The sequence below is a fragment of the Paenibacillus pasadenensis genome, from assembly GCF_002864175.1.
Classification (GTDB): domain Bacteria; phylum Bacillota; class Bacilli; order Paenibacillales; family Paenibacillaceae; genus Paenibacillus_O; species Paenibacillus_O pasadenensis.
Map to the genome: position 1 here is coordinate 102944 of NZ_NFEZ01000003.1, position 18475 is coordinate 121418.

The following is an 18475-nucleotide window of genomic DNA, read 5'->3' on the forward strand; positions in this document are numbered from 1 at the left end:
CTCCTCCGCTCAGAGGCTGGAGCGGAGGAGCGGACGAGGAGCCGATCGCTCTTGGGCATGCGAGCGCATTTTTCCGTCGCAGCCCTGTCAGCCTGCGAGGATAAACGGTCCAAAAAAAACCTTCCGGGCGTCGTGTTCGCGACGCCCGGAAGGTTCTAGTCATAGGAATGCGGAAAAGCCGCCGAAAGCTCGGCTCGAACGATCAAAAAGCCCAGTTGCCGCGGCGGAAGATCGGCTCCACCGAGCCATCCTGCGTCACGCCGTCGATATTCATCTCGGGCGAGCCGATCATGAAGTCCTCGTGCACGAGGCTGCGGTTCGCGCCGCGGCTCGCCAGCTCCTCCGGCGACAGCTCGGTTCCGCCCTCGAGGTTGACCGGATACGCCTGGCCGAGCGCCAGATGGCAGGAGGCGTTCTCGTCGAACAGCGTATTGTAGAATGTCACGCCGGAGTTCGAGATCGGCGAGTCGTCAGGCACGAGCGCGACCTCGCCGAGGCGCACCGCGTTCTCGTCCATCGACAGCAGCTTGGCCAGCGCCTCGTAGCCTTGCTCGGCGGTGAAGTCGGTCACTTTGCCGTCCTTGAACGTCAGAGAGAAGTTCTGGATGAGCTGGCCGCTGTAGTTGAGCGGCTTGGTGCTGCGGACGATGCCGTTCACCCGGTCCTTATGCGGCATGGTGAACACTTCCTCCGTCGGCATGTTCGGGTTGAACAGGACGCCGCGGCCGTTTTTCTTGCCGCCGCCCAGCCACAGATGGCCGTCCGGCAGGCCGATCGTCAGCTCGGTGCCCGGCGCCGTGAAGCGAAGCTCCGCGTAGCGCTTGGCGTTGAGGCGCTCGACCATGTCCAGCAGCGTGGCGTTGTGGCCGCGCCATGCCTCCACGGGATCCTCCAGCCCGATGCGGGTGGCGTCGACGATCCGCTCCCACAGCTTTTCGACCGCGGTCTCGGACGGCTCGTCCGGGAACACCTTGGCCGCCCATTCCGGCGTCGCCCAGGACACGAGCGTCCAGGCGTTCTCATGGTTCATGAGCGCGTTGCGGTATGGAGCCAGCGCCGTCGACGCCGCCTTGGAGCTGGCGGCGACACGCTCCGGATCGACGCCGGTCAGCAAGTCCGGATCGGGCGAATAGATCTGGATGAAGGCGGCGCCTTCGGCGACGAAGCCTTGGAACGCTTCCGCGCGCCACATCGGATACTTGGAGAAATTCTCTTCCGGCGCTTGGAGGAAACGGATGCGGGTGAGCTGCTCGTCGTTGTACTCGACGAACACGTCGCTCGCTCCGGCGCTGTAGGCGCGGGAGACGATCTGCCGCGCCAGCGGGGCGGCGGCGATCGGAGCCATCACGACGACCTTTTGGCCGGGCTGCACGTTGACGCCGACGCGGACGATCAGTTCGGCGTAGTTTTCCAGTTGCTGCTGAGTCGGAATCATGGTCAACCTCCACTAAGAAAAGGAATAGCCTGCATCTCTCCAGTATAAGGAACGCAGCGGCAAGTTCCAAGGGCAGGGTCGCGCGGCGAAGCGTTGCTCCACACATGCGCCAGCACGAGAAAAAAGGGCCGCCGTCAAGGCAGCCCTGGAACGGTTTACTCTTTACGGAAAGCCGCTTCCAGCGCTCCCGTATCTTCGAACCCTCGGAAATGCTTGATCTTGCCGTCCTCCACCTCGCATGCGGCCGCCCAAGAGCTCGCAAAAATGCGGCCGGTCGAGCGGACCCGGTGCCGGAACTCCCCCCAGGCGAAAACCGTCCCTTCATCGGCCAGCATCCGATGCAGCTTGACCTCCTGCGGCTCCAGCTCCCGCTGAAGCTTGGACAACAGCGTCCGAACCCCTTCGACTCCGCGATAAGTGCCATAAAAGGGATGCCGCTCCGACTCATGCTCGCAGGCCGCGATGAAGATCGCTTCCGGGTGGACGTACTCGAGAGCCGGTTCCACCTCCCTCATCCTCTCCATATAGCTCAGCAAGACTTGGTCCGCCTTCATGGACGTCGCTCCCCGCTCGTTCGGGTCGCTCTCAGCAGGCTCATCACGACACCGAGGTGGATGCCCTCGTGGACGAGAGCGAAGTTGAACAGCTCGGCCGCGGTGCGGAACGAGAACGGCCCCATCTCCAGCGGCGGCTTCAGCTCCGCCTCCCATTTCTCCGGCGCGATCTCCGACAATCGGCCGAGCTGGGCGGCCAGCTGCTCCAGCAGCTCCGCCTTGGTCGGGGGAGCCTCCGTCCAATCCGCAGGCTTCGTGCCCGAGTCGAACAGCGCCGCATAATGGTCGGGAATGGCCGACGGCACGCCGAAGCACAAGGCCGCATATCGATCCCTCCAATACACGATATGACCGATATTCCAGCGGATTGTGTTGGCGAAGCCTTCCGGCTGCCGATCCAGCTGCTCCACGGCTGCCGCCTGGACCTGGCCGAGCACGACTTGACGCACCACTTGACTCGTATGGACGATGGCTTGATGCATGATTGAATTCCTCCTTGATTTCGGATGGCTTCCTTGATTCAAGAGTACCGAAATCGCGGAGAGCCAACCATCCCGCAATTCCGATGCCATCGATCGGTTTCGCTACTCCAAGGGCGGCGCAATGCGCGGCCGGCCGGCTTTGCGCTATAATGGAATGAACTGGACCATCCGTGCCCGACCACTTCATTCGATGAAGGAGCCATGACATGGAACTTAGGCAGCTCCACTATTTCGCGGCCATCTGCAAGGACATGCATTTTTCCAAGGCGGCGGAAGCTCTCTGCACGACCCAATCCAACCTCAGCCAGCAGATCAAGTTTCTGGAGAACGAGCTGGGAACTCCGCTGTTCGACCGCATCGGGAGGCGGATCGCGCTCACCGAGGCCGGACGGATCGTCCTGGAGCAGAGCCGGCTTATTTTTGAACGAGTCGATTATATTCAAGCGGCGATCTCGGATTTGAAGCGGATGGAGGGCGGCCAGCTCGATATCGGCATCCTTCCCGGCGACGGGGATCTTCTGTTCGACGCGTTGCTGATCGACTTCCACCGCTCCTATCCGAAGCTGTCGATCCAAGTGACGGAGACGACGGAGGTGTACGGGCAGGTGCTCGAAGGAGTCCGGGACATCGGCGTGACGACGACGCCGGCCGATCCGGATGACCGCATCGCGGTCATTCCGCTCTTTCATGAAGAATTCGTGCTGGCGGTCCGGTCCGACCATCCCGCCGCCAAGGCCAAAGCGATGTCCTTCGAGCAGCTGCAGCAGCTGAAGCTGGTCGCCTTCGGAGACGAGCACCAGATGACCAAGGTCATCCGGGAGAGCAGTCGAAAAGCCGGAATCCTCCTCGACCGCCCGATTGTCGCGCCCTCGCTGTCGACCCTTCTCGCCCTGGTCGAGCAAGGCGTCGGAGCGTGCATCCTGCCGCGGCTGCTCGTAGACAATCTCGGCCGCGATTCCATCGCTGCCGTGACCCTCTTGAACCCGACTCCGAGCCAGGACATCTGCATCCTCTACCGCAAGGACCGGTTCATGAGCCAAGCGGCGAAGCTGTTCATGGAGCTTCTGCAAGACTTTATCGACAAGGCGCAGGAGGCTAGCCGCCGTTCGTTAGGGTGAAAAGGAAAAAGCGTTCCGATCCGCGCACGCATAGGCGGATGGGAACGCTTTTTTGCTCCGGCTGGAGGCAGCTCTTGGACGCTTCGAGACCGCAGTCAGCCGAGCGGCTCCGTACGGCGCATGGCGTCCGGAGCTTCATGCAGCGGCATCGCCGCCGGCGGATTCGGCCGGCCGAGCAGCATGCGGAGGCCGAAGGCGAGCAGCAGGAACGCGGTCGCCGCGGCGGGCAGGTTGTAGCGGACGGTCTGGTACAGAGCGTAGAGCCGCGGGGCATGCTCGGCGGCGAGCGGCATGACGAACCGGTCCGCCAGGAAAAACGCGCCGACGGCGATCAGCGCCGCGCCGATCCAGCGGTTGTAGGCCGACAGCTCCGTCAGGACGGGCACGTCCGCCAGCTCGCCGCGCTGGGAGCGGCCATGCTGCTGGATCGCGTCGAAGAAGGCGTACAGCCAGACGAGCGGCAGCAGGAACAGGAACAGCGTCATCCGCAGGCTGTCCATCAAGTAGATGGACACGAGGAACAGTCCCATCAGCTGCAGGCCGCGCTTCTGCAGCCCGAGGTACAGATGGCCCGCTCCGGGCAGGAACGAGAGCGCGGCGGCGGCCATCTTGTTTTTGCGGCCGGAGGCGAAATGCCCCTCCAGCTCCTCGAACAGCGAGCGGTCGACGAGCGGCTCTCCCGCCTGCTTGCGCTGCACGAGATGCACGGCGTCGAACATCGCGTAGATCCACAGCACCGGCAGCAGCAGCAGGAAGAGCAGGAACACCGGCGTGTCCATCACGATGGCGACGAAGACGACGAACACGCCGAGGCCTGCGAACGAGACGAGAAAGGCGGCGCCCCGCTGCATGAGGCCCAGGTACATATGGCCGAGCCCAGGGACAAAGGCGAGCAGGATCGCCGCCGTCTTCTCGCGCTGGCGCTCCGCCGCCATCGTCGGCACGAGACGCGCGGAGGGGATGCCGCTGCCGTCCATCGGACCGGGCTCGAACGCATGCGACGGCGCTGCCGGCGCCGACAGCGCCGTGACGAGCAGGTCGATCATGCTGACGCCCCAGACGAGCATCGGGAACAGCGCGAACACGAGGAATTCTCCGTCCATGCTGCCGGTCGCCGCGATCAGCAGCAGCAGCGCCGACGGGCCCCAGAACAGCAGGCCGTACAGCACCATCCGCCCGAATTTGCGCAGATAGGCGTGTCCGGCTCCGGGCAGGAAGCCGAGCAGCAGCGCCAGCAGCGGATGCGCCGCAGGGGCGGGATGCATAGGGTGGTTCATGGTCGTTGTCGCTCCTTTGTCGGGAATAGATGTCGTGCTAGGAAAATTCATAGAGGACGCTCATCCGGGGCGGCTAGGGCGGGTTCGGACGCGAGCTCGGCTAGGGCGGCAGCGCGGGATTCGGCCGCGAGCTCCGCCGGGGCGGCTAGGGCGCCGGATTTAGCAGGGCCGTTCGGCCGGTGCGGGAGCAAGCGGGACGGAGCCGCGCTTCGACGGCGCGCGCAGCAAGCGCCATCCGTCAGCTGGCTCCGCCGTCCCGATAACGGGCCGACTGCCACTCCTGCAGCAGCCGCGACGTGCGGTCGACCACGCGGGACGACCAGCTCTCCTCCTCGGCGGCGGCTGGACGCTCGGCCGAGAGAGACGGCTGCGGCGGATGGGCGGAAGCCGCGTGCTCCAGCTGGCGTCCGAGCTCGCCGAGCGCTCCGCTGCCGAGCAGCAGCAGCGTCAGCGCAGCCGCCAGGCCGTAGTGGAACGCCGGATGGCGCGTCCAGCTCCGGCGCCGCGGCGGCGGCCTGCGCTCGGCGTCCGCCTGCTCGCGGGCCAGCTCGTCCAGCACCGCGGCGCGGACGCGCTCCAGCGCTTCTCCCCGAAGCCGCTCCGCAAGCGCAGCCTGCTCGGGGCATTCATCGCGCGCCGGCTCCTCTGCGAGAGCCGCGGCCTGGAACGCCTCCAGGCATAGCTCGCAGCTCTCCAGATGCCGCTCCATGGCGAGCCGCTCCGGCGCGCCGCCGAGCCCGGCCGCATAGCGGCTCCACGATTCCATCGGTGGATGCGGGTTCATTCGAAGTCCTCCTTTTGCCAATGCCGTCTCATCCAGCTGCGGGCGCGGTAGAGCTTGGACTCCACGCTCCTCAGCCGCAGCCCTCTCTCCTGCGAGATCTCCTCCTGCGTCCGGCGGCGAAAATAAAAGTCGCGGATCATCGTCCGGTATTCCTGCGGCAGCTCGGCGACCTTGCGCCGCACCTCGCGCCTCCGCTCCCGCTCGATGACCTGCTCGGCCGTGCCCGGAGCTTCGTCGCCCGGCTCCATCCATGGCGCCGCGGCGGCCTCGTGCCCGAGCGGAAGCTCGGCCGGCTCCTCCCGCCGGGCTTTGCTCCGCTTCCAGTCGATGGCGCGGTTGACCGCGATGCGGGTGATCCACGTCTTGAAGCCTTCCAGGCGGCATTCCGGCAAGGCGCGGCTGATGGCGAGCAGCGCCTCCTGCAGCACGTCTTCCGTATCGTGGGGGGAGCGCAGAATCGCGTAGATCGTACGGTACAGGTAATCTCCATATTCGTCGATGATCTCTCCGAACCGGTCCGTCCCGCTGTCCCGGACGGCTCGAAGCCATGCTTCGTCCTGCCTGATCGTCTGCGCCCCCCTTTCCCCATCCTGAATATAGACGAGCGGGGAGGGACTTCCCCCTGCGCTTGGCGAAACTTTTTTTTCGAGCGGAGGTCCGGTCAGGCGGGAAAGGCGCTGCCGCATGGAGAAAGATTCCCCTTAAGCTCGGCGCAGGCTGCGGTTGCGGATCGCCCAGGCGATCCGGGAAGGAGGCGGTTTCGTGGCATCAAATCCGGCATATGTCCCCTTTACCTTCTTGCTTGCCGCCGCCTTGATCGCGCTGCTCGGCATCGGATGGGCGCAGCGCAAAAAGCGGCTCGGACGCGGAGTGCTGATTCTGTCCCCGCTCGCGGCCGCCTTTCTGCTGCTTTACTTTTGGCATATTCCGTTTCATGACGCGGCTCGAAGCGTTCTCGCTCCGAGCCGTTCCTACAGCTGCGAGCTTGACGGCGATGGAAGCCGGACGCCGGAGCCGTTCACGATTCCGTTGCCGAAACGGACCGTCTTCAAAGGGAAGACCAACGCTTGCTCCCCTTTTTACCGAACGTATGCGACTAACGACAGGAGGGCTCGCGAGGTGAAGATCATTGACCTATCCCATCGAATTCAAGACGGAATGCCTCCGTATCCGGGCGATACGGAAACGACGCTAGTGCATTCCAAGGTCTATGAACGAGACTTTTATAACAACCATCAACTGACGATCAACATGCACGCCGGCACGCACATTGACGGACCGATGCATTTGCTGGACCGAAAGGAATATTTGAGCGAGATTCCGTTGGAGACGTTTATCGGAGAAGGCGTCGTGATCGATGTATCGGGGGGCATGAAAGAAATCGCTTATAAAGAAGAGTACGAGGAAAGGATCAAGAACAATCAGATCGTCCTTCTCTACACCGGCTTCGGCAGCCGTTTCGGGCAGCCTGGCTATTTCTCGGACCATCCCGTCCTGACGATGGAATTCGCGCAGCTGATCGTAAAAAAGCAGATCAAAATGATCGGGCTGGACATGCCGTCGCCGGATCGCGATCCTTTTGAAATCCATAAGTGTTTATTTGAAAATAGGATTCTCATCGCAGAGAATTTGACGAATCTGGACCAGCTGCTCCATGTCCCGGCGTTTGAGGTCATCGCGCTGCCTCTTTCGATTCGGGCAGATTCTTCGATCGCGCGGATCATTGCAAGAATCTAGCAGCAAGGGGCGAAAAGACGGCGATAGAGGCCCTTGAGCGGGTTGGCAAACACGCCCTGGCTCGGCGCGGCTGCAGGCCGACCGTTGATTTGATCTGCTCCCTCTTGGATGCGATCAAGCATTTCAGCTCCGCTGCCCTATCGCCTCCCCTTCGTCCCGCAGCAGCCTTATCTCCATCTCTCCGTCCCGATGGATCCGGAACTCGATCTCCCCGCTGTGGTCCGTGCGCAGAGGCTGCGAGCCGGCGCGCTTCAGCCGCTCCAGCACCTCTTCCGCCGGATGGCCGTACCGGTTGCCGAGGCCCGCGGACAGCACCGCCATCGACGGACGCCAAGCGGCCAGCCAAGCCGGCGACGTGGAATGCTTGCTGCCATGATGCCCCGCCTTGAGCACGTCGATCGGGCCTGCCAGCCCATGCGCGCGCGCCTCTGCGAGCACGCTCGGCTCGCTGACGCTGCCCAGATCGCCTGTCAGCAGGAATGTCCGCCCCGAAATTGTCAGCAGCAGCACGACGCTGCGCTCGTTCTGCTCCGCCTGCGGCTGCAGGGCGTCCTGCTCGTCCGGCCACAGCATGTCCAGCCTCGTCTCGCCGTCGAGCTGCCAGGACTGTCCGCTCTGAGCGCCGTAGAGCGGGATGCGGAGCTCCATCGCCTTGGCGAGAAAAGGCGGCGGCTCGCCTGCGGCGTCGAGGCTGCCGTTCCAAAGCAGCCGCCGCACGGGCAGGCTGTCGACGACGGCCTCCAGGCCGCCGATATGATCCTGGTCGAGATGCGTCGCGACGAGCAGGTCGATGCGGTCGACGCCGCGCTTCATCAGCAGAGGCACGAGCAGCTTGCGGCCGATCTCGTACGGATCGCGCCTTTCGCGCCAGGCTTCCTTTTGAAATGAGATCGTCCCGCCGCCGTCGATCAGCATCGTTTTGCCCGATGCGGTGCGGATCAGGATCGAATCGCCCTGGCCGACGTTCAGAAAGGACACGGTCGCGGAGCGCCCGCTCCAGTCCGGATGGGCGGCATGCAGCAGCAGGAGGAGCAGCGCCGCGCCTGCGGCGGCCGCTGCCGCGAGCGAACGGAGACGGGGCGACAGGCTTCGCGCATAAGCGAGAACAGCGTCGAGGCGATGCATTCGCGGGCCGATTCCTCCAGCGGAGGCCGCTCTCGCTGGCGCTGCCGTCGCCAGGACGCCAAGCGGCTGCGTGTCGTCTTCCCCGGCCTCGGCGGCGGCGGCCGCTTCGTTTTGCCGATGGCTTTTCCAGCGGGCCAGGCTCAGCAGCAGCCCGAACGCCGCCCCGTAGTAGGCGCCGATCCACCAGAGCGGAGGCGTCGCCCACACCGTCGCTCCCGGCCGCCAGCCGCCCATCCCGGAGATGAGCCGGAACGTCCATTCGTTGCCGACAGCGGAAGCGGACGCGATCCATTGCGCCAGCCCCGGCCACAGCGGATCAAGCAGCATCGCCGCCGCGCCGGCCGGCATGATGAGGAAGCTGATGAACGGCACGAGCAGCAGGTTGGCGGGCAGCGACAGCAGATGGAGCTGGTTGAAATAGAAGATCGTCACGGGAAAGGAAGCCGCTTGCGCGACGATCGTGACGACGACGGCATCGTAGACGAAGCGCGACCGGCCGCGCGGACGGGGCCAGACGCGCTGCGCCGCCGGCACGCCGAGGATGAGCCCGGCGGTGACGATGTAGCTGAGCTGGAAGCTGACGCTTTCGATCAGCCGGGGCTCCCAAAGAAGCAGCAGCACCGCGGAGGCGGCAAGCAGATGCAGGCCGTCCTTGAGCTTGCCGGCGCGGGCGGCGGCGAGGCCGAGCAGCGCCATCAAGCCGGCGCGCAGGATCGACGGCGACGCGCCGGTCAGCAGCACATAGGGCGGCACGGCGAGCATGAGCAGCAGCAGGATGCGCTCTCGGGACAGCCGGAGCAGGCGCAGCAAACCGCCGAGCAAGCCGAGCATGACCGCCACATGCATGCCCGATACGGCCATGATGTGCGTCAGGCCGAGCCGGGCGAAGCGGCGGTACAGCTCCGGGTCCGTCTCGTCCTGGTCGCCGAGGACGAGCGCCTGCATGTATCCGGCCTGGTCCGCCGGATACAGCCGAGCTAGCGCGCCGCCGAGCGACGCGCGGGCCGCGTCCATGCGGCCGAGCAGCGCGGCGGCGCTCCAGGGGCGGCCGGGCGCGGCTTCGACCGCGTCCGCGCCTTGCACCTGCAGCAGCCAGGCGATGCCCTGGCTGCGCAGGTAGCGGCGGTAGTCGAAGCCGCCGCGATTGGCCGGCGGAGCCGGCACCTCCAGCGTGCCGCGCAGCCGCACGCTGTCCCCGCGCCGCCAGCTTCGGGCGGCGGCAAGCTCGTGCTCGTGCAGCAGCTTCACGCGCACGAGCAAAGTCTCGCGCAGCGGCGTCGCCTGCTGCGCGTCCCCCGCGCGGAGGCGATGCGCCTCCACGCGCAGCTGCGCCACGTCGCCGTCGATCCGGATCGGCGACGCGATCGTCCCGGCCGCCTCGGCGCGCAGCTCCGGCGGCTCCAGCTGCGCCGCGGCGGCGGCGTATTCGGCGGCGAGCGCGGTCACGGACCGCGCCTCCGCCCACTGCCGCTCGCCTGCGGCAAGCGCATAGGCCGCCAGGCAAGCGGCGGCCAGCCCGGGCCTGGCCTGACCGGCGAGCGCCAGCGCCGCCAGGACCAGGCCGAGCCCGAGCCCGGCGGCGAGCATGCCGCCGGGGGACGCATACGCGGCCGCCGAGCTGCCCGCGACGAAGCAGACGGCCGCCCACACGAGCGGCCGCCCGTCCAGCCAGCCTTTTATCCGCCGATGCGGCTCGATCGGCCAGCCTTCTCTTTGCCGGAGCGGCTCGGCCGCCACTCCCCGCTGCTGACGCATCGAAGGCTCGATCATCCGGCTTCACCTCCTCATATCCATTCAAGCGTGGTTCATCGCGAATCTCCTTAACGGATACAGTTGGCGTTAGAAACATTCGTCACTGCGAAACGCGTGTTCAAACCCAGTTGCTCGGTTTTTCCGCGCAACTCCGACGCGAAGGCCCCTGTTCGAACCCCGTTACTCGGTTTTTCCGCGCAACTCTGACGCGAGGGCTCCTGTTCGAGCCTAGTTGCTCGGTTTTTCCGCGCAACTCCGACGCGAAGGCTCCCGTTCGAGCCTAGTTGCTCGGTTTTTCCGCGCAACTCCGACGCGAGGGCTCCCGTTCGAGCCTCGTTGCTCGGTTTTTCCGCGCAACTCCGCCGCTCGGCATTGGAGCCGCTCGCTAAAGTCCCTTTTCGCAACGAAAAAAGCACCTCCTGGCCATCGCGAACACGCGATGCTCCAGGAGGTGCTTCCTCCTTGCAACCATTCTTCAACCTCGTCCTTGCCGCCTATCGGGTCGTTCCAAGCCGAATGCTCCGTCGAGGAGTCGCTCGTCCGTTCACTTCCGTGCTCGTCCGAGCCACCCGAACCAGTTCGCCCCAGAGCCTTTGCTCGACCGCCCTTCGCCAGCCGCCTTCATCACCCGGCAGCCGTCCGGCTGCTCAGTCGACCACCGCCGCGCCCGCTTGCGGAGGAGGCGCATAGCCGTCCAGCCGGCGGAACACGATGCCCTTCTGCGCCATCAGATGCTCCACCTTGGCCGCATCCTTCGGGTAGCCCCGGTGGAACACGATCTCCACGATGCCGCTGTTGGCGAGCATGTTCGCGCACGTCCAGCAAGGCTGGTCCGTCACGTACACCGTCGAGCCCTCGCGGTCGATCCGGTCGGTGAACAGCAGCAGGTTCTGCTCGGCATGGATCGTGCGGATGCAGCGCTGCTTCTTGACCATCTCCGGCTCGCCGGCGACGCCCTCGCGCTGCTCCCACTCCTCGACGATCATGCAGCCCGCCTCCGAGCAGTCGGAGACGCCCATCGGAGCGCCGTTGTACGCCGTGCCGAGCAGCTTCTTGCCCTGCACGAGCAGCGCGCCGACATGCCGCCGCGGGCAGCGGGAGCGGGTTGAGACCATATAGGCGATGTCCATGAAATACGTATCCCAGTCCTTGCGGACCTCTTCTTGCTGTCCTGGCATCCGATCGGGCATCGAAGCCCCTCCTCCCTGTCGAATCCTGTCTGAAGCCATTATACCGGATTCGAAAGGAAAGTCATACGGCTGCCGGCCGCCTTCAGCTAGCCGATCCGGCCGCTACGGCCTGGCTCGCCAGGATCGCCTGCTCCAGGTCATGCAGGATGTCGTCGATATGCTCCGTGCCGACCGACAGCCGGATCAGGCCCGGCGTCACGCCGGAGCTCAGCTGCTCGTCCGGCGACAGCTGCTGGTGCGTCGTGCTCGCCGGATGGATGATGAGCGACTTGGAATCGCCGACGTTGGCCAGATGCGAGAACAGCTGGACGGAATTGATGAGCGCCTTGCCGGCCTCGACGCCGCCCTTGATCTCGAACGTCAGGATCGCGCCTTGGCCGCGCGGCAGGTACTTCTGCGCCAGCCCATGCGACGGGTGGCTCTCCAGGCCGGCGTAGCTGACGGAGGCGACGGCGTCGTTCCCCTCAAGCCAGCGCGCGACCGCGAGCGCGTTCGTGCTATGCCGCTCCAGCCGCAGGTGGAGCGTCTCCAGTCCTTGCAGCAGCAGGAAGGAGTTGAAAGGAGAAATCGCCGCGCCGATGTCGCGCAGCAGCTGCACGCGGGCTTTGATGATGTAGGCGATCGGGCCGACCGCATCGGTGTACACGAGGCCGTGGTAGCTCGGATCCGGCTGCGTCAGGCCCGGGAACTTGTCGTTCTGCGTCCAGTCGAACTTGCCGCTGTCGACGATGATGCCCCCGATCGACGTGCCGTGGCCGCCGATGAACTTGGTCGCGGAGTGCACGACGATGTCGGCGCCGAAGTCGATCGGACGGAGCAGGTACGGACTCGGGAACGTGTTGTCCACGATGAGCGGGATGCCGTTCTCATGCGCGATCGCGGCGACCGCCTCGATATCCAGCACGTCCCCGCGCGGGTTGCCGATCGTCTCGCCGAAGACGGCCTTCGTCTTGTCCGTGATCGCGGCGCGGAAGTTTTCCGGATCGGAGCTGTCGACGAACTTGACCGTGATGCCGAGCTTCGGCAGCGTGTGCGCGAACAGGTTGTACGTGCCGCCGTACAGGCTGGAGGAGCTGACGATCTCGTCGCCCGCGGAGGCGATGTTGAGGATGGAGAACGTGATCGCGGAGGAGCCCGAGGCGACCGCAAGCGCGGCCGCGCCGCCTTCGAGGGCGGCGACGCGCTTCTCGAACACGTCGCTCGTCGGGTTCATGATGCGCGTGTAGATGTTGCCGAACTGCTTGAGACCGAACAGGTCTGCGGCATGCTCCGTGCTCTCGAAGCCGTAGGACGTCGTCTGGTAGATCGGCACCGCGCGGGACTGCGTCGTCGGATCGATTTCCTGCCCGCCGTGTACGGCCAGCGTTTCCGGGGCCGGCTTGCGTTGTTCTGCCATATTCATTCTCCTCCTATATCGGTAAGATTAATTGGTTTCGTCCTGTCCATCTTCTCACATCCGATGGGAGACCACAACAAGATTTTTCCACTTCTCGAGCAGCTTCGGGCCGATCCCCTTGACCCGCTCGACATCCTCCACGCTGGCAAAAGGTCCGTTGCGCTCGCGGTCGTCCACGATCGCCTTCGCTTTGGCGGGACCGACGCCGGGCAAGCCGTCCAGCTCCTCGGCCGTCGCCCGGTTCAGGTCGAGGCGGCCGTCCGCCGCATAGCCGCCGGCAGGCGCGGACGCGCCTCCTTGGCCGCTGCCGGAATCAGCGGCCGCCCCCTCGCCTGCGCCCGCCGCTCCGCCTCCCGTTCCCTCACTTGCTCCTGCCGCTCCGCCCCCCGTTCCCTCGCCTCCACCTCCCGCCCCTGCACCTGCTCCTGCCGCTCCGCTTCCCGCTCCTGCACCCGCGGCTCCGCCGGCCGCTCCCGCCGTTCCGCCCTGCCCCGCTGCAGAGACCGCGCCGCTCGAAGCGCTCTGATCCGCGCCTCGCTCCGTTCCGGATGCAGCCTGCTCCTGCTGGCTGCTCCCCGCTCCATCCTTCGTTTTCCCGCTCCCGGCATTGTCCCCGTCACCAATTCCTGTTTTCCCGCTCCCGGCACCGCCCCCGTCACTCGTTCCCGCCTGCCCGCTCTTCGCTTCCTGCCCGCTCTCCCCCGCAGCGGCCGTCAGCGCCGCCGAATCCCCTGCGGCGGCGTCCAGCCGGATCCAGCCGGACGGCTCCGCCTCCCGAGCCGGCTGCAGGCCGAGCGCGAGCAGCAGACAGCCCGTCGCCGCCAGCACGCCGATGCCCGCCTTCTTCCACCCTTGCCTCCCTTTCATCCGATCGTCCATGCCCCTCATCCTTCCTTGTTTTCATGTTTTTCCAAAATCCGACGTTCGTTTCGACATGTTGGCCGGGCCTCGCCGCATACAGTAATAGCGATTCGCCATCCGTCCGCCCAGCGGCTCCCGGATGGCCTGACGGAATCGGCGGAATTCCCGCGCAAGCGGCAATTTCCCAGCCGGTTCCATGCGAGGCGCCCTGCCAAGCCAGGCCGGTACAGAGCGCGCCTCAGCCCGCTAGGAGGGATTCATTCATGAAGGTGGGTTTCATCGGTACCGGCAGCATGGGCAGCCTGCTCGTGGACGCCTTAGTCCGTTCGGGAGCCCTTGAGGCATCCGATGTCGTCGTCGCCAACCGCACCCAAGCCAAAGCGGAGCGGCTCGCCGCCGCCTATCCCGGCATGACCGCCGCCGCGAGCAACCGCGACTTGATCCTGCAATGCGACTGCGCGTTCCTCTGCATCAAGCCGTCCGAATTCAAGACGGTGCTGCAGGAGCTGCGCCCGTGGGCGCGGGAGGATCAGATCGTCGTCTCGATCACGAGCCCGATCCTCATCCAGCAGCTCGAGGACCAGCTCCCCTGCCGCATCGCCAAAGTCATTCCCAGCATTACGAGCGGCGTCCTGAGCGGCGTCTCGCTCTGCATGTTCGGCAGCCGCATGACCGTGCCCGACTGCTGCCTGCTCGAAGGACTGCTCTCCCATATCAGCGAGCCGCTGCTCATCGACGAGCAGTACACGCGCGTCGTGTCCGACCTGTCCAGCTGCGGGCCGGCGTTCATGGCGTTCCTCGCGCAGCGGCTCGTCGACGCCGCGGTCGAAGTGACCGGCATCGACCCCGACGAGGCGGTCGCCATTACGAGCGCCATGCTGCTCGGCACCGGCAAGCTGCTCACCGAAGGCGGCATGACGCCGAAGGAGCTGATCCAGCGCGTCTCCGTGCCGGGCGGCATCACCCAGCAGGGGCTGCAGCTGCTGCGCCAGGAAACCGACGGCGTGTTCCAGAAGCTGATCCGCACGACGCATGACAAGTACCGCGAGGATCTCGAGAAGGTGCAAGCCGCCCTATACGGCGAAGAGGTGAACGGTCCCTGACCGCTTCATAAGAAGCGGACTCAGGGTCCGTTCACCTCTCCGGGATGCTTTCCTCAGGAAAGATCAAGCCCCCTCGGGGGCTTTTTTTTCATCATAGCATAATTCAGCCCTTATGATGTATTTCTGACACAAAAAATCAATACATTCCATCAGCATTTTTTACTCTTATAATAATAAAGATTTATTTTAATAAGGATATATAGTTCTATGTACATGATTCTATAGACCTAATTCGACAAATGAAGTAATATTATTACAAAACATTCGAAGGGAAGTTAAACGATGTCGGTTTTACTGATGATTGTCGGTTTCATTTCTTTCATTGTCTTTTTGACAATGGGGATTGTAGGGAAAGTTCGCAAAAGCTCTACTTTTAAGAAGCATTTGATTTTCGCTGCTTCTGGATTCATTGTCTTCTTTATTAGTACAATCATGATTCCCGAGTCTCAACCAAAAGTCGCGTCCCAGGATTCTCTTGTTCCTGCCGTCATGGAAAGTCCTGAACCGTCAGACGATTCAGTCTCTACGCCAAAAGAAGAAACTGCTTCCCCTATTCCTGAAAAGACCGAAGCAAAGCCAGCTTCGACTCCTAATGTAGAGACAGCTGCGAACTGGAAGGATGAACTATTCCAAATCGCTGATATCTCAGGAACAAAAACAGAACGAGCTGACGCGGCCGAGGCATTGGCCCGTACATATAAGCCTACTCAAGATGAACTGCTCGAATTTTCTGGATTTATTTTACAGGAATATTCAGACAAGACCTATCTGACCAAGAAAGATGATGATGAATATATGTTATCAAATATATTCCGAGCAGTCGTCCTAGAACGTTTCATGGATGACGCCGAGAATCTGCCGTTAGATTCCTTTGCTTTTGATTTTTATCAGAATACCAAATATGTCTATCGTGGTGTTGATGCCGTAGACAGTGAATCCGTTTTAGCTAATGAACACCAAATGAACAAAGCCATTCTTAAGATTGAAGCTTCCCTTTCGTCAACAAACTGATATCGAGTTAGAAAAAGGCCCGTCGTCCAACTGGACGACGGGCCTTTCTTTCTCCATGAGGGTGAAACGCTCCAAGCCCCAGCCGATTCAGTTCGCCACGATGTTGACGAGCTTGCCCTTGACGGCGACGACCTTGCGCACCGTCTTGCCGGCGATCAGCTCCGCCACGCGCGGCAGCTCCTTGGCGACGCGCTCCATCTCGGCCGTATCCATATCGGCGGCGATCGAGACGCGCTCGGCGATCTTGCCGTTCACCTGCACGACGATCTCGACCTCCTGGTCGACCGTCCACTGCTCGTCGAACTCCGGCCAGGCGACGTAGCTGATCGAGCCTTCGCGGCCGAGCTTTTCCCACAGCTCCTCCGCGATATGCGGGGCGAGCGGCGACAGCAGCTGCACGAAGTTCTCCATCGACCGGCGCGGCAGCGTCTCCGCCTTGTACGCCTCGTTGACCCAGATCATCAGCTGGCTGATCGCCGTGTTGAAGCGCAGGTTCTCGAAGTCGTCCGACACCTTCTTGATCGAGCGGTGCCAGACGCGGTTGTACGCGTCGCTGCCGGCCTCTTCCGTGATGCGCGGGTTCAGCTCGCCGCCCTCGCCCACGAACAGGCGCCAGACGCGGCTCAGGAAGCGGTGCATGCCCTCGACGCCGCTCTCGTTCCACGGCTTGGTCGCCTCCAGCGGCCCCATGAACATCTCGTACAGGCGCAGCGTGTCGGCGCCGTACTGGCTGACGATGTCGTCCGGGTTGATGACGTTGCCGCGCGACTTGGACATCTTCTCGTTGTTCGTGCCGAGGATCATGCCCTGGTTGACCAGCTTGTGGAAAGGCTCCTTGGTGTCGACGGCGCCGATGTCGTACAGCACCTTATGCCAGAAGCGCGCGTACAGCAGGTGGAGCACCGCATGCTCCGCGCCGCCGATATACAGGTCGACCGGCATCCACTCGCGCTGCTTCTCCTTGGAGACGAGCTCCTTGTCGTTGTGCGGGTCGATGAAGCGCAGGTAGTACCAGCAGCTGCCGGCCCACTGCGGCATCGTGTTCGTCTCGCGGCGAGCCGGCAGGCCGGTCTCCGGATCGGTCGTGTTGACCCAGTCCGTCACGTTCGCCAGCGGCGACTCGCCCGTGCCCGACGGCTTGATCGCGTCGACATCCGGCAGCAGCAGCGGCAGCTGGTCCTCCGGCACCGGCTTCATGCTGCCGTCCTCCAGATGGAGGATCGGGATCGGCTCGCCCCAGTAGCGCTGGCGGCTGAACAGCCAGTCTCGCAGCCGGTACGTCGTCTTGCCGCGGCCCTTGCCGGTCTCCTCGAGGCGTGCGATCATCGCGGCGATCGCCTCGGCGTTGGACTTGCCGTCCAGGAACTCCGAGTTCACATGCGGGCCGTCGCCGGCAAAAGCCTCCTGCTCGATATCGCCGCCCTGCACGACCTCGACGATCGGCAGGCCGAACTGCTTGGCGAACTCCCAGTCGCGCTGGTCGTGGCCCGGCACCGCCATGATCGCGCCCGTGCCGTAGCCGGCGAGCACGTAGTCGGCGATCCAGACCGGCACCTTCGCGCCGCTCACCGGATTGATCGCGTACGCGCCGGTGAATACGCCGGACTTTTCCTTCGCCAGGTCGGTCCGCTCCAGATCGCTCTTGCGGGCGGCCGCCTCGCGGTAGGCCGCCACGGCGGCGCGCTGCTCCTCGCTGGCGATGACGTCGACGAGCTCATGCTCCGGCGCCAGCACGCAGTACGTCGCGCCGAACAGCGTGTCCGGACGCGTCGTGAACACGTGGATCTCGGCGTCCGAGCCGTCCACCGCGAACGCGACCTCCGCGCCGACGGACTTGCCGATCCAGTTGCGCTGCATGTCCTTGATGCTCTCCGACCAGTCGAGCTCCTCCAGATCCTCGAGCAGCCGCTCGGCGTACTCGGTGATCTTCAGCACCCACTGGCGCATCGGCTTGCGCACGACCGGATGGTTGCCGCGCTCCGACAAGCCGTTGATGACCTCCTCGTTGGCCAGCACCGTGCCGAGCGCCTCGCACCAGTTGACCGGGATCTCGGCGACATAGGCGAGGCCCTTCTTGTACAGCTGGATGAAGATCCACTGCGTCCACTTGTAGTAGTCCGGATCGGTCGTGCTGATCTCGCGGTCCCAGTCGTAGGAGAAGCCGAGCGACTTGATCTGGCGGCGGAAGTTGTTGATGTTCTTGACCGTGATGTCGCGCGGATGCTCGCCCGTGTCGAGCGCATGCTGCTCCGCCGGCAGGCCGAACGCGTCCCAGCCCATCGGATGCAGCACGTTATAGCCTTTCATCCGCTTGTAGCGGGAGACGATGTCGGTCGCCGTGTAGCCCTCGGGATGGCCGACATGCAGGCCGGCGCCGGACGGATACGGGAACATGTCGAGCGCGTAGAACTTCGGCTTGCCCGGCTCCTCGGTCGTGGCGAACGTCTTATGCTCATCCCAGTACTGCTGCCATTTCGGCTCCAGCTGCTGGGGGTTGTAGCCCTGGCTGTGGTTGCGGTCTTGACTCATCGTTATGGCCTCCTGTTCGAGTTGAAGCGGTGCGGACATGCAAAAAAACCTCTCGCCCCCAGCGCTGAACGCTAGGGACGAGAGGTTTGAATTCCCGCGGTACCACCCTAGTTGACGTCCG

General features: G+C 64.1%; 15 protein-coding genes. 4 read left to right on the forward strand and 11 right to left on the reverse strand.

Annotated elements, in window-relative coordinates; genetic code table 11:
* Positions 1-202: 202 nt before the first annotated feature.
* From B8V81_RS04250 to B8V81_RS04260, 3 genes are all read right to left on the reverse strand, one after another.
* The gene (locus B8V81_RS04250) at positions 203-1435 is read right to left on the reverse strand and encodes an aminopeptidase (RefSeq protein WP_101807814.1); all 1233 of its coding nucleotides are present in this window, start codon (positions 1433-1435) and stop codon (positions 203-205) included.
* A 155-nt stretch (positions 1436-1590) separates the two neighbouring features.
* Complete coding sequence (locus tag B8V81_RS04255; RefSeq protein ID WP_101807815.1) at positions 1591-1989, reverse strand: nuclear transport factor 2 family protein; 399 nt, start codon at positions 1987-1989, stop codon at positions 1591-1593.
* Positions 1986-2471, reverse strand: coding sequence for a DinB family protein (locus B8V81_RS04260; protein WP_101807816.1), 486 nt, complete (start codon positions 2469-2471; stop codon positions 1986-1988). Before B8V81_RS04260 ends, B8V81_RS04255 begins: the two co-directional genes overlap by 4 nt.
* 206 nt (positions 2472-2677) lie before the next feature.
* Between B8V81_RS04260 and B8V81_RS04265 the strand changes: the two genes are divergently transcribed.
* On the forward strand, positions 2678-3589 hold the full coding sequence (locus tag B8V81_RS04265) for a LysR family transcriptional regulator (RefSeq protein WP_028597139.1): 912 nt from the start codon (positions 2678-2680) through the stop codon (positions 3587-3589).
* A 95-nt stretch (positions 3590-3684) separates the two neighbouring features.
* On the opposite strand, the gene B8V81_RS04270 is transcribed toward B8V81_RS04265, so the two are convergent.
* From B8V81_RS04270 to B8V81_RS04280, 3 genes are all read right to left on the reverse strand, one after another.
* Complete coding sequence (locus B8V81_RS04270; RefSeq protein ID WP_146000453.1) at positions 3685-4866, reverse strand: hypothetical protein; 1182 nt, start codon at positions 4864-4866, stop codon at positions 3685-3687.
* A gap of 238 nt (positions 4867-5104) precedes the next feature.
* Positions 5105-5650, reverse strand: a complete 546-nt coding sequence (locus B8V81_RS04275; protein ID WP_101807818.1) for a hypothetical protein — start codon at positions 5648-5650, stop codon at positions 5105-5107.
* Complete coding sequence (locus tag B8V81_RS04280; protein ID WP_101807819.1) at positions 5647-6336, reverse strand: RNA polymerase sigma factor; 690 nt, start codon at positions 6334-6336, stop codon at positions 5647-5649. Before B8V81_RS04280 ends, B8V81_RS04275 begins: the two co-directional genes overlap by 4 nt.
* 76 nt (positions 6337-6412) lie before the next feature.
* Between B8V81_RS04280 and B8V81_RS25610 the strand changes: the two genes are divergently transcribed.
* Positions 6413-7387 carry a cyclase family protein gene (locus tag B8V81_RS25610; protein ID WP_244912717.1) on the forward strand — a complete coding sequence of 325 codons (975 nt, stop codon included), beginning with the start codon at positions 6413-6415 and terminating at the stop codon, positions 7385-7387.
* Positions 7388-7510: 123 nt separating this feature from the next.
* Here the strand turns inward: B8V81_RS25610 and B8V81_RS04290 are convergent, their stop codons facing one another.
* From B8V81_RS04290 to B8V81_RS25510, 4 genes are all read right to left on the reverse strand, one after another.
* Positions 7511-10282: a ComEC/Rec2 family competence protein gene (locus tag B8V81_RS04290; protein WP_052332871.1), complete on the reverse strand. Its 2772-nt coding sequence runs from the start codon at positions 10280-10282 to the stop codon at positions 7511-7513.
* Between the two features lie 629 nt (positions 10283-10911).
* Positions 10912-11454 (reverse strand): deoxycytidylate deaminase, encoded by a 543-nt coding sequence (locus tag B8V81_RS04295; protein WP_240478902.1) that lies wholly within the window; start codon positions 11452-11454, stop codon positions 10912-10914.
* An 82-nt stretch (positions 11455-11536) separates the two neighbouring features.
* Positions 11537-12850, reverse strand: coding sequence for a homocysteine synthase (locus B8V81_RS04300; RefSeq protein ID WP_028597146.1), 1314 nt, complete (start codon positions 12848-12850; stop codon positions 11537-11539).
* A gap of 54 nt (positions 12851-12904) precedes the next feature.
* A complete protein-coding gene (locus tag B8V81_RS25510) occupies positions 12905-13729 on the reverse strand; it encodes a ComEA family DNA-binding protein (protein WP_219623307.1) in 825 nt (274 codons plus the stop codon).
* Between the two features lie 245 nt (positions 13730-13974).
* Between B8V81_RS25510 and comER the strand changes: the two genes are divergently transcribed.
* Together comER and B8V81_RS04315 are read left to right on the forward strand one after the other, a co-directional pair.
* Positions 13975-14814, forward strand: coding sequence for a late competence protein ComER (gene comER / locus B8V81_RS04310; RefSeq protein ID WP_101807820.1), 840 nt, complete (start codon positions 13975-13977; stop codon positions 14812-14814).
* A 282-nt stretch (positions 14815-15096) separates the two neighbouring features.
* A complete protein-coding gene (locus tag B8V81_RS04315; protein ID WP_101807821.1) occupies positions 15097-15825 on the forward strand; it encodes a hypothetical protein in 729 nt (242 codons plus the stop codon).
* Between the two features lie 87 nt (positions 15826-15912).
* Here the strand turns inward: B8V81_RS04315 and leuS are convergent, their stop codons facing one another.
* Positions 15913-18354: a leucine--tRNA ligase gene (leuS, locus tag B8V81_RS04320; RefSeq protein WP_101807822.1), complete on the reverse strand. Its 2442-nt coding sequence runs from the start codon at positions 18352-18354 to the stop codon at positions 15913-15915.
* Positions 18355-18475 lie beyond the last annotated feature (121 nt).

Coding starts and splice junctions, on each gene's coding strand:
- B8V81_RS04265 (WP_028597139.1), top strand. CDS start 2,678: ATGGAACTTAGGCAGCTCCACTATTTCGCGGCCATCTGCAAGGACATG.
- B8V81_RS04260 (WP_101807816.1), bottom strand. CDS start 2,471: ATGCATCAAGCCATCGTCCATACGAGTCAAGTGGTGCGTCAAGTCGTG.
- leuS (WP_101807822.1), bottom strand. CDS start 18,354: ATGAGTCAAGACCGCAACCACAGCCAGGGCTACAACCCCCAGCAGCTG.
- B8V81_RS04280 (WP_101807819.1), bottom strand. CDS start 6,336: ATGCGGCAGCGCCTTTCCCGCCTGACCGGACCTCCGCTCGAAAAAAAA.
- B8V81_RS04290 (WP_052332871.1), bottom strand. CDS start 10,282: ATGATCGAGCCTTCGATGCGTCAGCAGCGGGGAGTGGCGGCCGAGCCG.
- B8V81_RS04295 (WP_240478902.1), bottom strand. CDS start 11,454: ATGCCCGATCGGATGCCAGGACAGCAAGAAGAGGTCCGCAAGGACTGG.
- comER (WP_101807820.1), top strand. CDS start 13,975: ATGAAGGTGGGTTTCATCGGTACCGGCAGCATGGGCAGCCTGCTCGTG.
- B8V81_RS04315 (WP_101807821.1), top strand. CDS start 15,097: ATGTCGGTTTTACTGATGATTGTCGGTTTCATTTCTTTCATTGTCTTT.
- B8V81_RS04255 (WP_101807815.1), bottom strand. CDS start 1,989: ATGAAGGCGGACCAAGTCTTGCTGAGCTATATGGAGAGGATGAGGGAG.
- B8V81_RS04300 (WP_028597146.1), bottom strand. CDS start 12,850: ATGGCAGAACAACGCAAGCCGGCCCCGGAAACGCTGGCCGTACACGGC.
- B8V81_RS04270 (WP_146000453.1), bottom strand. CDS start 4,866: ATGAACCACCCTATGCATCCCGCCCCTGCGGCGCATCCGCTGCTGGCG.
- B8V81_RS25510 (WP_219623307.1), bottom strand. CDS start 13,729: ATGGACGATCGGATGAAAGGGAGGCAAGGGTGGAAGAAGGCGGGCATC.
- B8V81_RS04275 (WP_101807818.1), bottom strand. CDS start 5,650: ATGAACCCGCATCCACCGATGGAATCGTGGAGCCGCTATGCGGCCGGG.
- B8V81_RS04250 (WP_101807814.1), bottom strand. CDS start 1,435: ATGATTCCGACTCAGCAGCAACTGGAAAACTACGCCGAACTGATCGTC.